This window comes from Streptomyces sp. PA03-3a (assembly GCF_033792735.1).
Classification (GTDB): Bacteria; Actinomycetota; Actinomycetes; order Streptomycetales; family Streptomycetaceae; genus Actinacidiphila.
Genome location: NZ_JARAVM010000021.1, coordinates 32,729 through 47,727 on the forward strand (window position 1 = coordinate 32,729; position 14,999 = coordinate 47,727).

Here is a 14,999-nt window from a genome sequence, read left to right on the forward strand (position 1 = left end):
TACTTCCCCAAGCAGCCGTGCGCCGTAATAACCCGGAACGCTATGCCAAACAGTTGTGCGTTCGCTGCGGTTTACGGAATTTCGGAGGCCAGTTGTCCTGAAGTTCACATTCGGCTTGATCTGTCCGCTGGAGGGTTCTGTGATGCGGTACGGCGCCGTCTGGGGATCGTTCCTGATCGTAGGGGGTTGAGGGCTCCCTGTCCGCGCTTCTGACGCGCTCCGGCGGGCGGTTCGCGCGCCCCCGCCCGGAGGGCGGTGTGTCCCGTCCTTTCGTATACGGGCGCGCGCTGTAGGAACCGCTCGTTTCCGGGACGGGTGGGGGGAGGGTGACAGAGCGGACGGACCGGGTCAGTATGGTGTGGCCATGCCAGGCAGTCGCACCGCTCCCACCGCGAGGGACATCGGCAGTCCGGTCCGGTTCCTGTGGTGGCTGGTCGTCAGCCAGCGCCGCCGCGTGGCCCTCGGCGCGCTGCTGGGCAGCACATGGATGGCGAGCCTGGCCCTGTCGCCCTACCTGCTGTCGCGCGCCGTCGACGACGGCCTGCGCGCCGACAACCACGGCGCCCTCGCCGGGTGGTCCGCGGCGCTCCTCGCCGGCGGCGCGTTCACGGCGTGGCTCGGCATCGCCCGGCACCGGACGATGACCAGGGTCCGGATGGACGCCTCCTTCCGCACCGTCCGGGTCACCGTGGCCCACGCCACGCGCCTCGGCGCCGCACTGCCGCGCCGGGTCACCGCGGGCGAGGTCGTCGCCATCGGCATGAGCGACGTGCAGGCCATCGCCCAGTCGCTCACCGTGACCGGTCCCGGGGTCGGGGCCGTCGTCGCGTACGTGGCCGTCGCGGTGCTCCTGCTGTCCATATCCCCGCTGCTCGCCGCCGTGGTGCTGGCCGGGGTGCCGCTGCTCGCCGTCACCGTCGGGCCGCTGCTGCGCCGGCTGCAGGGCGTCGGCGCCGGCTACCGCGAGCAACAGGGCGCGCTGACCGCCCGGTTGGTCGACGTGGTGACCGGACTGCGGGTACTGGGCGGCCTCGGCGGCAAGGAGGCGTACGCCGCGCGCTACCGCCTGGACTCCGCGGCGCTGCGCGACCAGGGCTACCGGGTCGGCGCCGTGACCAGCTGGGTCGGCGCCCTCGGCAACGGGCTTCCCGCGCTCTTCCTCGCCGTCGTCACCTGGCTGGCCGCGCGGATGGCCGCGGAGGGGGCGATCAGCGTCGGCGACCTCGTCGCCGTCCACGGGTACGTCGCCGTGCTGGTGATCCCGGTGGCGCTTTTCATCGAGGGCGGCGCCGACCTGGCCCGTGCCACCGTCGCCGCCCGGCGGGTCACCCGCTTCCTCGCCCTGCGGCCCGAGCACGCCGACGACCCCGAACGGGCCCCCGCCGCCGCCCCCGGCGCAGCCGCCGTCCTGCGCGACCCGGGCTCCGGCGTCGAGGTCCGCCCCGGACTGCTGACCGCGCTCGCCGCCACCCGCCCCGAGGACGCCGTCGCCGTCGTCGACCGGCTCGGCGGCTTCGCCCCCGCCGACACGACCTGGGGAGACGTCCGGCTGGACGCCGTCCCCGTCGGAGCGCTCCGCGACCGGATCCTCGTCGCGGACAACGAGGCCGACCTCTTCGCCGGCACCGTCCGCGAGGTCGTCGCCGGGCGCCACGAGCCCGCCGACGACGCGATCCGCGCGGCCGTCCGCGCCGCCGCGGCGGGCGACGTCGTCGACGCCCTCCCCGACGGCCTCGGCTCCGCCGTCTCCGCGCAGGGCCGCAACCTCTCCGGCGGCCAGCGCCAGCGCCTGCGGCTCGCCCGCGCCCTGCACGCCGCCCCGGACACCCTGCTCGCCGCCGAACCCACCTCCGCCGTCGACGCCCACACCGAGGCGGCGATGGCCGCAGGGCTCCGCGCCGCCCGGCAGGGCCGCACGACCCTGGTCACCACGACGTCCCCGCTCGTGCTCGAACAGGCCGACGTCGTCGTGTTCCTCGTCGACGGCAAGGCGGCCGCCACCGGCGCGCATCGCGACCTGCTGCGGGACGAGGCCGGCTACCGGGCGCTGGTGGCGCGGGGCGCGGGCGAGGGGGCGGGGTGATGGCGGACGTGCTGCCGGTCGCCGACCGTACGCGGGTCCGCCGTGCGGCCCTGGGTGAACTCCGCGCCGACCGCCGGGCGTTCGCCGGCGTGCTGGCCCTCAACGCACTGGCCGCGGGCGCCGGACTCGCCGGGCCGTGGCTGCTCGGCGCGATCGTGGACACCGTCAAGGACGCGCCCGGCCGGGCCGCCCTCGCCGCCGTGGACCGGCTGGCACTCGCCATCGCCGCCTGCACGGTGCTGCAGATCCTGCTGTCCCGTCAGGCCCTCAGGGCCGGCGCCCGCTTCGGCGAGCGCACCGCGGCCCGGATCCGCGAACGCTTCCTCGACCGCACCCTCGCGCTGCCCGCCGCCACCGTCGAGCGGGTCCCCACCGGCGACCTGGCCGCGCGCGGCACCACCGACGTCACCGCCGTCGCGGTCACGCTGCGCGACGCGGTGCCCGAGGTCCTCGTCTCCTGCGTGCAGGTGCTGTTCGTCGTCGGCGCCGTCGTCCTGCTCGACCCGCTGCTCGGACTGTGCGGACTGGCCGGCATGGCGGTGATGGGGGTCGCCCTGCGCTGGTACCTGCGCCGGGCCCGCGCCGCCTACCTCGCCGAGGGCGGGGCCAACTCGGCGCTCGCCGAGGAGCTGTCGGCCACGGCGGCCGGGGCCCGCACCGTCGAGGCGCTCGGTCTGCAGGCACGCCGCGTCGCCAAGGCCGAGACGGCCATCGCTGAGGCCCGCCGTACCCGGCTGCGCACACTCCGGCTGCGTACGGTGCTCTTCCCGGCCGTGGACGTCTCCTACGCGCTGCCGGTCGTCAGCGTGCTGCTGACCGGCGGCGCGCTGCACCAGCGGGGCGCCGTGTCCCTCGGCACCGTGATCGCCTCGGCGATCTACCTGCGGCAGCTGGCCGGGCCGCTGGACAACCTGCTGCTGTGGGTCGAGCACCTGCAGGGTAGCGCCGCGTCGTACGCACGCGTGGAGGGACTGGCGATGGTCCCCGCGGCCGGGCCGCCGACCGATGCCGTGCCCGCGGGCGGGCGCATCGAGGTCACGGACGTCCGGTACGCGTACGGCCACGGCCGCGACGTGCTGCACGGCGTCCACCTGGACGTACGGCCCGGGGAACGGCTCGCCGTGGTGGGCCCGTCCGGGGCCGGCAAGTCCACCCTGGGGCGGCTGCTCGCGGGCGTCGACCGCCCCCGCAGCGGTGCCGTCACCGTCGGCGGCGTGCCGGTCGCCGACCTCGCCCCGGACGAACTGCGCCGCCAGGTCGTCCTGGTCACCCAGGAGCACCACGTCTTCCACGGCACGCTCCGCGACAACCTGCTGATCGCCGAGCCTGCCGCCACCGACACCGAGCTGCTCGCGGCGCTGGCCGCCGTGGACGCGGCCTGGGCCGGAGACCTGCCCGACGGTCTCGACACCGCACTCGGCGGCGGCGCCCACCCCCTCGGCGGCGCCCAGGCGCAGCAACTCGCCCTGGCCCGGGTCGTCCTGGCCGATCCCCACACCCTGGTCCTGGACGAGGCCACCGCCCTGCTCGACCCGGCTACGGCGCGCAGCACCGAGCGCGCCCTCGCCGCTGTCCTACGGGGCCGCACGGTCATCGCCGTCGCCCACCGGCTGCAGACCGCCCACGACGCGGACCGCGTCGCCGTGATGGACCGCGGGGTGGTCACCGAACTCGGCACCCACGACGAGCTCGTGGCCGCCGGCGGCGCCTACGCCGCGCTGTGGCGTTCCTGGCACGGCACGACGGACAACCCCGCGGGCCGGGGCCCAGGCTGCCGCCCGGTCTAGCCGACCAGCCGCTTGCGCCAGTCCAGAGGGGTGACCGTGATGACGCTGTCCGGGTCCCCGTCCCACTCCGACGGCAGCCCGGCCGCCGTGAGCGCCGCGACGACCTCCCGGCCGATCGCCGCCGTCGTCCCGGACGAGCCGTCGAAGCCCCCGTAGAAGAGGGGCAGCCCGCGTCCGGCGGCCGCCGAGTCGGTGCACCCGGAGTGGAAGTAGACGAATCCACGGGCGTCCGGCGCCCCCACCGCGCCGATCCCGGAGTCACGGGGCGAGCCGGCGCCGCCGAAGTGCTCCCGCGCCGTGATGCCCGCCCGCTCCAGCGCCGCGAACGCGCCGGTGAGCCGCTCCGGGTCGGTCTCGCCCTCCCAGCGGGCCTGCTCCGCCAGACGCTCCAGCCACATCCGGTCGACGAGTTCCCACGCCTGCCCGGCGGAGACCGGCCGCCGCCGCCCGGAGACGAGGAACCGCTCGGCGGCATCGGCCAGTTCGGCCCGGGTGGCGTAGCCGCCGACCAGCAGCTCGCGGACCCGCCCCTCCAGACGCGCCCGCTCGTGCTCGTCGAGCTTCGGCGGGCGGACCCGTTTGGGGGCCCGGAGCCTCAAGCGCTCCCAGGCGAGCCCGCCGCCCCAGCCGTTCTCGCCACGGGCCCAGCCGGCCATCGCGGCCACCACGGGTTCCGGGGTGTCCTCGTAGGCCACGTAGTGACGGTCGTACCCGCCGTCGCGGTGCTCCAGTTGGTAGTAGCCCTCCACGGAGGCGTACCACACCTGCAGGAAGACCTCCGGCAGGTCCGGTATCCGCTGGAGGATCAGGAACGAATCGCCTCCGGTCCCCAACTCGGCCACCAGCTCTCCGAGTTCGTGCTCGGAGACCCTGACGAGCCGCCGTCCGTCCTCCCTGCACACGGTGATGGGAAGCATGCGCCCCACCCTGGCACGGAACGCCGCGCCGGGGCCATGCCCGCGGGGTGGGGGCGTTCACGTCGAGGCGGGCCTTCCCGCGGGCCCGCTCCCCTCCCGTACCCCCGCCCGCCCGGGGCCGCCGGCCGCGGAGGGCAGCGCGCGCCAGGGCAGGAGCAGGGCGCTGGCCACGCACAGCACCCCCGCGACGAGGATGGCCACATGGACGCCCCCCACGGCGGCGACGGCGCCGCCGACCAGCAGGGACAGGGGCTGGGCCGTCTTGGAGCCCACCGACCACGCGGTGACCACCCGGGTCATGACGCCGTCGTCCGTGGCGGCCATCCGGTACGTGGTGAAGGACGGGTTGAAGACCCCGGCGGCCAGCAGCAGGAAGGTGTCGGCCGTGATCATGACGACGGGCCCGAGAGGGCCGTGAGGCACCCAGACGAGCAGCAGGAGCCAGGGTGTGCGCAGCACCCCGAACAGCAGCAGCACCCGGTGCGGGCCGAGCCGCCGGGTGAGCGGGGCGGTGAGCCGGGAGCCCAGGGCGCCGCCCAGGCAGGGCAGCCCGAGCGCCAGACCGTACTGCCAGGGGGTGAAGTGCAGTTCGCGGAGCATCAGGACGATCAGCAGCGGATTGCCCATCATGATGGCTCCGCCGAAGAGCATGGCGTTCCAGAAGAGCGGCCGCAGGCCGCGGTGCCCCAGGACGTAGGCCCAGCCGGCCATGAGGTCCCGGCCGCGGCCGGGCGACCCGGCCCGCGCCGGGGGCTCCGGCTCGGGCCGGCGGATCAGGCGGACGCCCAGTGCGGAGAGCAGGAACGAGAAGGCGTCCACGGCCAGCGTGACCGTCGTCCCGCAGGCCGTCACGAGCAGCCCGCCGAGCGGCGGGCCCGCGCTCAGGCTGAGCCAGCTCGTGGTCTCGAACCGCGAGGCCGCCCGGAGCCGGTCGCCGGGCGGGACGAGCCCCTTGAGGTGCGCGGTGCTCGCCGCGCCGAACACGATGCCCGCGGCGGCCTGGACGACGCCCACCAGGCACAGTTGGGCGAAGGTGAGCACGCCGAGCGCCGCCGCGACCGGGACGCTGAGCAGCACGAGGCAGCGGAGCAGATCGGCGGCGATCATCACGGGGCGCTTGCGGCGGCGTTCGACGCGGCCGCCCAGGGGGAGGGTGATGGCGGCGGCCGCGAGCGCGGACAGGGCCGCGAGGAGGGAGACCTGGAAGGTCGTGACCTCCAGCGCCAGGACGGCGACCAGAGGCAGGGCCCCGGTGCCGATGGCGCTCCCCGCCGCACTCACCGCGTAGGCGCCCCACAGCCGGCCGAAGTCCCGGCGTGCGTCATCCGATTGATCATCCGATTGATCGTCCGACGAGGTCATGGCGGCCGAGCCTAACCGTGCCTCCGACATGCGGCAGAGGTGCGTACCGGGCCGGACGGCGCGACCCCGCGAGCCGGCAGGACACGCCCTCTGGTCCGCCCGCGGGTCCGGACGGTCCCGGACGAGAGTCCCGGCGTGGGTTGCCGGGACCCCGAGACCGAGGAGACGCGGTCGATCCGCTGCGGGGCCTCGTCCACGCCCGCGCCGTCGTCAGCTTCCGGCTGGTGGCGGCAGTGGCCCGGTCGCTTCCCGGCGCCGGCGACCTTGCCGCCGCCCCCGGTGCGGGTGCCAGTGCACCGTGGCGGCGCCCGCGCCGGCCCCGTCCGGGCGGCCCTTACCCTTGACCTTTGTGTCCTCTCTGCAATCCGCCCTCGCCGGACTCCTCGACGGGCTGCCGCCGGGCCGTGCCACCCAGGCCGTCGACCGGCTGATCGCCACCTACCGGGGGCGCACGCCCAGCAGTACCCCGATCCTGCGCGACCGCTCCGACGTCGCCGCCTACGCGGCGTACCGCATGCCGGCCACCCACGCCGCGGTCGGCGCCGCGCTCGCGGAGTTCCGGGCCCGGGCGGGGGAGTGGGCGCCGGCGAGCCATCTGGACGTGGGCGGCGGGACCGGCGCCGCGACCTGGGCGGTCGCCGACGCCTGGGAGGAGGGGACGCACACCAGCACCGTCCTCGACTGGTCGGACGCGGCGCTCTCGCTGGGCCGCGAACTGGCCGCGGAGTCGGAGCACGCGGCGGTGCGGGACGCACGCTGGCAGAAGACACCGCTGGGCGCCGGCGCCCGGCTGCCCGAGGCGGACCTGGTCACGCTGTCGTACGTCATCGGCGAACTCACCGCGGCCGACCGCGACGCGGTCGTCGCCGAGGCCGCCAGGGCGGCGCGCGGCGCCGTGCTCGTCGTCGAACCGGGCACGCCCGACGGCTACGCGCGGGTGCTCGCGGCGCGCGAGAGGCTCGTCGCGGACGGCTTCCACGTCCTGGCCCCCTGCCCCCACGACGGCACCTGCCCGGTGCAGGCCCCGGACTGGTGCCACTTCGCGGCGCGGGTCGCCCGGACCTCGCTGCACCGGCAGGTCAAGGGGGGCTCGCTGCCGTACGAGGACGAGAAGTTCAGCTACGTCGCCGCCGCCCGCTTCCCCGCGGCCCAGGCCGGTGCGCCGGACCGGGTCGTCCGGCACCCGCAGATCCGCAAGGGCCAGGTCCTCATCGACCTGTGCACGGTCGAGGACGGCCTGCGCCGCGACACCGTGACCAAGCGGCAGGGCCCGCTGTACCGCGCGGCCCGCGACGTCGCGTGGGGCGACGCCTGGCCGCCTCCCCCCGCGGAGCCGGAGTAGTCCCGCGGGCGTGGACGTCCGGGGCACGGCCTGTGTCCCGGGTCCGCGGGGCGACCGCCCGCCCGCGCGGTCACCGGCCGCCCAGCACCGCCATGGCCGCGTTGTGGCCCGGAACGCCGCTGACGCCGCCGCCGCGCACCGCGCCCGCCCCGCACAGCAGCACGTTCGCGTGCGCGGTCCCCACGCCCCAGGCGCCGCCGCCCGACTCCGCGTACGGGAACGCCAGGTCCCGGTGGAAGATGTGCCCGCCGGGCAGGCCGACCTCCCGCTCCAGGTCGAGCGGGGACTTCGCCTCGATGCACGGCCGCCCGTCCGCGTCCACCGCCAGGCAGTCCGCCAGCGGCTCCGCGAGCACCGCGTCCAGTTGCGCCAGGGTGGCCTTGAGCAGGGACTCCTTCGCCTGCGCGGGGTCGTCCGCGAAGAGCCGCGCCGGGGCGTGCAGCCCGAAGAGGGTGAGGGTGTGCACGCCCTGGGCGGCCAGGTCGGGGGAGAGGATCGAGGGGTCGGTCAGCGAGTGGCAGTAGATCTCGGAGGGCGGCGCCGTGGGCACCGCGCCCTCGGCCGCCTCGCGGTAGGCCCGGTCCAGCTGGGTGTACGACTCGGCGATGTGGAAGGTGCCGGCGAAGGCGTCGCGCGGGTCCACCGCGGTGTCGCGCAGCCGCGGCAGCCGGCGCAGCAGCATGTTCACCTTGAGCTGGGCGCCCTCCGGCTTCTCCGGGGCGGCCTCACCCAGCAGACCGGCCAGCGCGTACGGGGAGGCGTTGACCAGCACGTGGCCCGCGCCCACCGCGCCGCCCTCGAAGGACACCTCGGCCCGGGTGCCGTCGGTCTCGACGGCCGTGACCTCGGTGCCGGTCACGATCTCCGCCCCGGCCGCCCGCGCCGCGTCCGCCAGGGCGTCGGTGAGCGCGCCCATGCCGCCGACGGGCACGTCCCAGTCACCCGTGCCGCCGCCGATGACGTGGTAGAGGAAGCAGCGGTTCTGCAGCAGCGAGGGGTCGTGGGCGTGGCTGAAGGTGCCGATCAGGGCGTCGGTCAGCACCACGCCGCGCACCACGTCGTCCTCGAAGACGGACTCGACGGTCTCGCCCAGCGGGCGTTCGAACAGCGCCGACCAGGCCTCCGGGTCGTCCACCGTCCGCTCCAGCTCGGCCCGGGAGGGCAGCGGCGCGGTCAGCGTCGGGAAGACGCGCTCGGCGACCCGCTGCGTCATGCCGTAGAAGCGCTGCCAGGCCTCGAAGTCGCGGTCGGAGCCGGTCAGCCGGACGAAGCTCTCGCGGGTCGCGGACGGCGACTCGGCGTCGACGAGGAGCCCGCCGTCGCCGTGCGGGGTGTAGGAGGAGATGCGCCGCCGCCGCACGGCGAACCGCAGCCCCAGGTCGTCGACGATCTTCCGGGGCAGCAGGCTCACCAGGTACGAGTACCGGGACAGCCGTGCGTCCAGACCGGTGAAGGCCCGGGTGGAGACGGCGGCGCCGCCGGTGCCCGGCAGCCGCTCCAGCAGCAGCACGGAGCGGCCCGCGCGGGCGAGGTACGCGGCGGCGACCAGGCCGTTGTGGCCACCGCCGACGATCACGACGTCGTACGAGGTATGGAGGGGCAGCTGCTGCGACATGCGCCCCTTCGTATCACGCTCAGTCGCGCAGCTCCATGGTGCAGCACTTCACGCTGCCGCCGGCCTTGTGCAGTTCGGACATGTCCACCGGCACCGGCTCGTAGCCGCGCTCGCGCAGCCGCCGCAGCAGCCCGGTGGCCCCGGAGGGGACCAGGACGTTGAGGCCGTCGCTGACGCAGTTGAGCCCGAAGGCCGCGGCGTCCTGCCGGGTGGCGGTCAGCGCGTCGGGGAAGAGCCTGCGCAGCACCGCGCGGCTGCCGGGGGAGAAGGCGTCCGGGTAGTACATGATCTCGTCGCCGGAGAGCACGCACAGCGCGGTGTCCAGGTGGTAGAAGTGCGGGTCAGTGAGCTCCAGGCCGATGACGGGGCGGCCGAAGAACTCCTGGAGCTCGGAGTGCGACAGCGGGCTGCTGCGGAAGCCCCTCCCGGCCAGCAGCCAGCTCTCGGTGACGGCGAAGTCCCCCTCGCCCTCGTTGGCGTGGTGCGGGTCGTGCACCTCGCCGTAGCCGCGGTTCAGGAACCACTCGCGGTGCGCGGGAGCCTCCGCGGCCCGCTCGGGGTTGGCGAAGCGGGCGCCGAAGACCCGGCCGTCGACCACGGTGGCGCCGTTGGCGGCGAAGACCATGTCCGGCAGGCCCGGCAGCGGCTGCAGGATCTCGACGGTGTGCCCCAGCGAGCGGTAGCGGTCGCGCAGGTCCTCCCACTGCAGCAGGGCGAGCGCGGGGTCGACCGGCTTCGTGGGGTCCATCCAGGGATTGATGGAGTACGTGACGCGGAAGTACGTGGGAGGACACATCAGATACCGGCGGTACGAGGCGGTTCGCGCTGCGCTCAATGAAGGCTCCTCGCGGTGTGGTTGAGGCTCGTGTGACCCGTAGTGACATGGTGGACCCACAGCGGACACCCCGCACCGGATTGCGGACGCAAACACCCCCCGGCGCAGTGGGCCCAGAAGCACCAGGAGGCCCTGTGCCGGATCACCCCAAGTTCCTCTTATGATTCATGCGTGTTCGATTCCAGGCACATCAAGACGTTCCACACCGTGGTCACGGCCGGCTCCTACTCGGCGGCGGCCGTGGCGCTGGGCTACACGCAGCCCGCGGTCACCCAGCAGATGAAGGCGCTGGAGCGTTCGGTGGGCACCGCGCTCTTCGTCCGCGTCGGGCGGCGCATGCGGCTGACCGAGGCGGGGGAGGCGCTGGCCCGGCACGCCGAGACCATCCTGGACAGCATGTCCGTGGCCTGGGAGCAGATAGGGGCGGTGACCCGGCTGGAGACCGGCCGGGTGAGGCTGTGCGCCTTCCCCAGCGCCAACGCCACCCTGATCCCCGAGGCGCTCGCCCTGCTCGCGGCCGAGCACCCCGGCATACGGGTCGAGCTGCTGGGGGACGAGCCGCCCGACTCGCTGGAGCGGGTCACCCGCGGCGAGTGCGACATCACCCTCGCCTTCACCTATCCGGGACTGCACGAGGCCGTGCCGGACGACCTGGTCGAGATCCCGCTGCTGGAGGACCAGCTCATGGTCCTGATGCCGGCCGGGCACCGGCTGGCGAGGTCCCGCTCCGTCCGGCTCGGCGACCTGGCCGGCGAACGCTGGATCGCCGGCTGCATGCGCTGCCGGGTCAACTTCCTCCACGAGTGCGCGGAGCTGGGCTTCGCCCCCGACATCGCCTTCGCCACCGACGACAACCTCGTGGTGCAGTCACTGGTCGCCGAGGGGCTGGGGGTCGCGATGATGCCCGGGCTGGTGCTGTCCTTCATGCGGCTGGACCGGGTCACCGGCCGGCCGCTGGACCCCGTCTCCCGCCGCAGGGTCGCGGCGTACGTGCCGCGCGACCACTTGCGGATCCCGGCCGCGGCCCTGGTGCTCGACGCGCTCCGGGCGGTCGCCGAGCGGCGCAGCGGCTGCTGACCCGACCCCATCCATAAGGAGGGGCACAGCGGGGTGAAGGAACTGTCAGTGGACGCGCGGGCCCGCGCGCACGGACGCTGCGAGCATGACCTCCGCGACCGCTCCGGCGCTCTCCGCGCCCACCGCCAGGCTGGCCCGCCTCGTCGACGAGGTGCGTGAGGCGGTCGGCCGCGGCCTGGCGCCCGGCCCCACGGCCCACCTGGTGGGCGAACGGCTCGCGCCGCACCTCGGCGCCCCCGACCTGCTGGCCGGGCGGCACACCGAGGGCGACCCGGACCGCTACCGCCAGCACGTCCTGCACGCCGAGGAGGACGGCAGCTTCTCCGTCGTCGCCCTGGTCTGGCTTCCGGGGCAGCGGACGTCCATCCACGACCACGTCTCGTGGTGCGTCACGGGCGTGCACCGGGGCCGTGAGCACGAGCGCCGCTACCGGCTGGTCCCCGACGGGGCCGGCTCCCGCCTCGTCCCCACCCAGGACGTCGTCAACGCCCAGGGCGAGGTCTGCGGATTCGCGCCGCCCGGTGACATCCACGAGGTGTGGAACGGCGGCCCCGGCAAGGCGATATCGCTGCACATCTACGGGGCCGACATCTCCCGCCTGGGCTCCAGCGTGCGGCGCGTCTACCGGCTGCCGGTCGGCGAACGGTGAACCTCCGCACCCCCACGCGCACCCCCGCGACCGCGCCCCGCGAGGCGGCGCCGGCCGCCCGCCCCGCCGCGCCCACCGCCGGAAGCGGCGCGGGCCGCCGCAAGGCCGTGGCGGCCGTCCTGCCCGGCCTGCTGGTGGCCGCCGCCGGTGCCGCCCTGGCGACCGCACTGCACCTTCTGCTGCCCGCCCTGCCGGTGCCCACCAGCGCCGTCGTCCTCGGCATCGCCGCCGCCAACCTGCCGGGCCTGCGCACGACCCTGCGCGGCCGGGCCCGGCCCGGGCTGACCTTCGCCGGGAAACGGCTGATGCGGATCGGCATCGTCGTCCTCGGACTGCAGCTCGGGCTGGACGACGTGCTCGGCCTCGGCTGGGCCACGGCCGGCATGGTGGTCTGCGTCGTGGCCGCCACCTTCTGGGGCACCGTCTGGCTCGGCCGCCGCATGGGACTGCGCGGCGACCAGCCCCTGCTCATCGCCACCGGCTACTCCATCTGCGGTGCCTCCGCCATCGGCGCGGTGAGCCAGGTCACCGGCAGCGACGAGGAGGACGTGGCCGCGTCCGTCGCCCTGGTCACGCTCTGCGGCACCCTCGCCATCGGCGTGCTGCCGCTGCTGCACCACCCGCTCGGTCTGGACGACGTGCAGTTCGGCCGCTGGGCCGGGGCCGGCGTGCACGACGTCGGGCAGGTCGTCGCGACGGCGCAGACCGCGGGCCCCGCGGCGCTCGGCGAGGCGGTGCTCGTCAAGCTGATGCGCGTCGCGCTCCTGGCGCCCCTGGTCGCGGGGGTCGCCTACGCGCTGCGCCGGCGGCGCGCGATCTCGGGGGCCGCGGGACCGGACGCCGCTGCCTCCGCCCGGCGCACCCCGCTGCTGCCGCTGTTCGTCGTCGGCTTCCTCGTCATGATCGCGGTGCGCAGCACGGGAGTTCTCCCGGCGGGTGTGCTCGACGGCGCGCAGCAGCTGCAGCAACTGCTGCTGGCCATGGCCATGGTGGGGCTCGGGAGCATGGTGCACCTGCCCGCCCTGGCGCGGACCGGGCCGCGTGTGGCCGCCGTCGGCCTCATCTCCTGGACCCTCATCGCCACCGTCTCCTACGCCGGTGTGCTCCTGACCGGCTGACGGCCGCACCCGTACGCCCGGCATGCCGCCGGGGGCCCTTAAGGTGAGCGCATGCCGACACCGCAGACCGAGCCCGACGACGTCCTGCTCCCCGACACCCGCCGGGCCCTGCTGCACTGCGTCGCGGTCGCGCAGTCCCGCAGCCGCACCCCCTCCCTCGTGGCGGCCGTCGTCCGGGACGGCCGGGCCGTGTGGACCGGGGCGCGCTCCTGCGTGGACGGTCACGCACCGGACGGGGACACCCAGTACCGGATCGGCTCCATCACCAAGACCTTCGTGGCCGTCCTGGTGCTGCGACTGCGCGACGCGGGGCGCCTCGGTCTGGACGACCCCGTCGAGAAGCACATCGGCGCCACCCCCGCCGACGGGGTCACCGTCCGCCAACTCCTCACGCACACCGCGGGACTGGCCGCCGAGACCCCCGGCCCCTGGTGGGAGCGCACGCCAGGCGCGCTGCGTCCCGGGACGGCCGACCTCCTCGGCGAGACGCCCCGGCTGCACCCGGCCGGTGAACGCCACCACTACTCCAACCCCGGGTTCGCCCTGCTCGGCGCCGTCGTCGAGGCCCTCCACGACGGCACGCCGTGGGACGAGGTGCTGACCTCCGAGGTCCTCGAACCGCTGGGGATGACCCGTACGACGCGCCGCCCGCGGGCCCCGCACGCCGGAGGCTGGGCCGTCCACCCTTACGCCGAGCTGATGATGGCCGAGGCCGTGCAGGACACCGGGCTGATGTCCCCCGCGGGCGAACTGTGGTCGACCGCCGACGACCTGTGCCGCTGGGCCGCCTTCCTCGCCGCGGGCGACGCGCGCGTCCTGGCGCCCTCGACGCTGGAGGAGATGCGCCGGCCGGCCGCGCCGGGCGGCGACCAGGGCCTCGGCCTACAGATGTCGAAGGGCCCGGGCGAACGGGTGCTGGTCGGTCACGGCGGCTCCATGCCCGGTTTCGTGGCCGGGCTGTGGTGCGATGTCGAGGAGGGCCTCGGCGCGGTCGTCCTCGCCAACTCCACCACCGGCGCCCCCGCCACCTCGATCGCCGCCGACCTGCTGCGCCTGGTCGCCGAACGCGAGCCCCGCATCCCGGAGCCCTGGCGGCCCGTCTCCGACCCCGACCCGGACCTGCTCGCCCTCACCGGCCACTGGTACTGGGGCACCGCCCCGTACGTGCTGCGCGTGCGCACCGGCCGCGACCTCGAGCTGACGGCCCTGTCCGGCACCGCCCGCGGCGCCCGCTTCCGCGCGCGACCGGACGGCGCCTGGACCGGTCTGGACGGCTACTACGACGGCGAGACCCTCCGTGCCGTGCGCACGGACGACGGCGCCGTCAGCCATCTGGACCTCGGCTCCTTCGTCCTCACCCGCACCCCCTACGACCCCGCGGCCCCTGTCCCGGGCGGAGTCGACCCCTCCGGCTGGACCGCCCCCCTCGGCTAGCGTCCCGCCGCGGGCGCCGCCGCGACGTCCCGTCAGGCCGTCAGGGGGAACTCGCGGCCCAGCGCGGCGAAGACGGCCGAGTTGTGGGCGAAGGCCCGCCGGCACTCCTCCACGACGCGCTGCTTCTCGAGCTCGTCGGCCGGCAGGGCGTCCAGCAGGCTCCGGTACTCGCGCTTGAACGCCGCGGGGTTGCCGATCGCGTCGAAGACGTAGAAGCGCACGCCGTCGCCCTTGCGGGCGAAGCCCCAGGTCCGCTCCGCGATGCCGCGGATGACCTGGCCGCCCGAGAGGTCGCCGAGGTAGCGGGTGTAGTGGTGGGCGACGTAGCCCGCCGGCCACGCGCGGGCGGTCTCGGCGATGCGCCCGGCGTAGCCGAGGGTCTCGGGCAGCGCGGCGGCGCGGTCGCGCCAGCCGGGGGCGAGCAGGTGGTCCAGGTCGCGTTCCAGGGCGGCGACGCGCAGCAGTTCCGGGCGCAGGAAGGGGCCGGCCACCGGGTCGCCGGCGAGTTCCGCGGCGGCGTTCTCCAGCGCCCGGTAGACGAACCAGAGCTGCTCGGTGTAACGCGCGTACGCGGCGACCCCCAGGCGGCCGCCGAGCAGGTCGCCGATGAACGTCGAGGTCTCCGCCTCGGTGTGCCGGTCGTGGCTGGCGGAACGGATGACGGTGGAGAAGGGTGCGGTCGCGGAGCCGTGGGCTGGCGTCAAGGGGACCTCCTGCGTCGGGCCTGCAGGAACGTCGCACTCGGGCGATCCCGAGTCGACGGGTTGCCGACAACCTGTC

The 14,999-nt window shown here is 75.3% G+C and carries 12 protein-coding genes; 7 read left to right on the forward strand and 5 right to left on the reverse strand.

Features of this window, described 5'->3' with window-relative positions:
- Positions 1–364 precede the first annotated feature (364 nt).
- Together PV342_RS24425 and PV342_RS24430 are read left to right on the forward strand one after the other, a co-directional pair.
- Complete coding sequence (locus PV342_RS24425) at positions 365–2,083, forward strand: ABC transporter transmembrane domain-containing protein (RefSeq protein ID WP_500318687.1); 1,719 nt, start codon at positions 365–367, stop codon at positions 2,081–2,083.
- Positions 2,083–3,870, forward strand: a complete 1,788-nt coding sequence (locus PV342_RS24430) for an ABC transporter ATP-binding protein (RefSeq protein WP_500318688.1) — start codon at positions 2,083–2,085, stop codon at positions 3,868–3,870. The genes PV342_RS24425 and PV342_RS24430 overlap by 1 nt, the downstream gene beginning before the upstream one ends.
- On the opposite strand, the gene PV342_RS24435 is transcribed toward PV342_RS24430, so the two are convergent.
- Both PV342_RS24435 and PV342_RS24440 read right to left on the reverse strand, forming a co-directional pair.
- Positions 3,867–4,787, reverse strand: a complete 921-nt coding sequence (locus tag PV342_RS24435) for a DUF6891 domain-containing protein (protein ID WP_400802050.1) — start codon at positions 4,785–4,787, stop codon at positions 3,867–3,869. The two genes, PV342_RS24430 and PV342_RS24435, sit on opposite strands and share 4 nt — an antisense overlap.
- 57 nt (positions 4,788–4,844) lie before the next feature.
- Complete coding sequence (locus PV342_RS24440) at positions 4,845–6,149, reverse strand: MFS transporter (RefSeq protein WP_500318689.1); 1,305 nt, start codon at positions 6,147–6,149, stop codon at positions 4,845–4,847.
- Positions 6,150–6,498: 349 nt separating this feature from the next.
- Here PV342_RS24440 and PV342_RS24445 point away from each other — a divergent pair, with 349 nt between their 5' ends.
- The gene (locus PV342_RS24445) at positions 6,499–7,491 is read left to right on the forward strand and encodes a small ribosomal subunit Rsm22 family protein (RefSeq protein ID WP_500318690.1); all 993 of its coding nucleotides are present in this window, start codon (positions 6,499–6,501) and stop codon (positions 7,489–7,491) included.
- Between the two features lie 70 nt (positions 7,492–7,561).
- Here PV342_RS24445 and PV342_RS24450 read toward each other — a convergent pair whose 3' ends face one another.
- Positions 7,562–9,094: a phytoene desaturase family protein gene (locus tag PV342_RS24450; protein ID WP_400802189.1), complete on the reverse strand. Its 1,533-nt coding sequence runs from the start codon at positions 9,092–9,094 to the stop codon at positions 7,562–7,564.
- A 31-nt stretch (positions 9,095–9,125) separates the two neighbouring features.
- Positions 9,126–9,941: a dimethylargininase gene (gene ddaH / locus PV342_RS24455; RefSeq protein ID WP_400802044.1), complete on the reverse strand. Its 816-nt coding sequence runs from the start codon at positions 9,939–9,941 to the stop codon at positions 9,126–9,128.
- Positions 9,942–10,112: 171 nt separating this feature from the next.
- Between ddaH and PV342_RS24460 the strand changes: the two genes are divergently transcribed.
- The 4 genes from PV342_RS24460 to PV342_RS24475 all read left to right on the forward strand — a co-directional run bounded on the left by PV342_RS24460 (position 10,113) and on the right by PV342_RS24475 (position 14,219).
- Entirely contained in the window at positions 10,113–11,018 is a 906-nt protein-coding gene (locus PV342_RS24460) for a LysR family transcriptional regulator (protein WP_400802042.1), read from the forward strand.
- An 85-nt stretch (positions 11,019–11,103) separates the two neighbouring features.
- Positions 11,104–11,667 (forward strand): cysteine dioxygenase family protein, encoded by a 564-nt coding sequence (locus PV342_RS24465; RefSeq protein WP_360998936.1) that lies wholly within the window; start codon positions 11,104–11,106, stop codon positions 11,665–11,667.
- Complete coding sequence (locus tag PV342_RS24470) at positions 11,664–12,785, forward strand: YeiH family protein (RefSeq protein ID WP_400802040.1); 1,122 nt, start codon at positions 11,664–11,666, stop codon at positions 12,783–12,785. The genes PV342_RS24465 and PV342_RS24470 overlap by 4 nt, the downstream gene beginning before the upstream one ends.
- Before the next feature lie 51 nt (positions 12,786–12,836).
- Positions 12,837–14,219, forward strand: a complete 1,383-nt coding sequence (locus PV342_RS24475) for a serine hydrolase domain-containing protein (RefSeq protein ID WP_400802038.1) — start codon at positions 12,837–12,839, stop codon at positions 14,217–14,219.
- Positions 14,220–14,251: 32 nt separating this feature from the next.
- On the opposite strand, the gene PV342_RS24480 is transcribed toward PV342_RS24475, so the two are convergent.
- Entirely contained in the window at positions 14,252–14,923 is a 672-nt protein-coding gene (locus PV342_RS24480) for a biliverdin-producing heme oxygenase (protein ID WP_400802036.1), read from the reverse strand.
- Between the last annotated feature and the right edge of the window lie 76 nt (positions 14,924–14,999).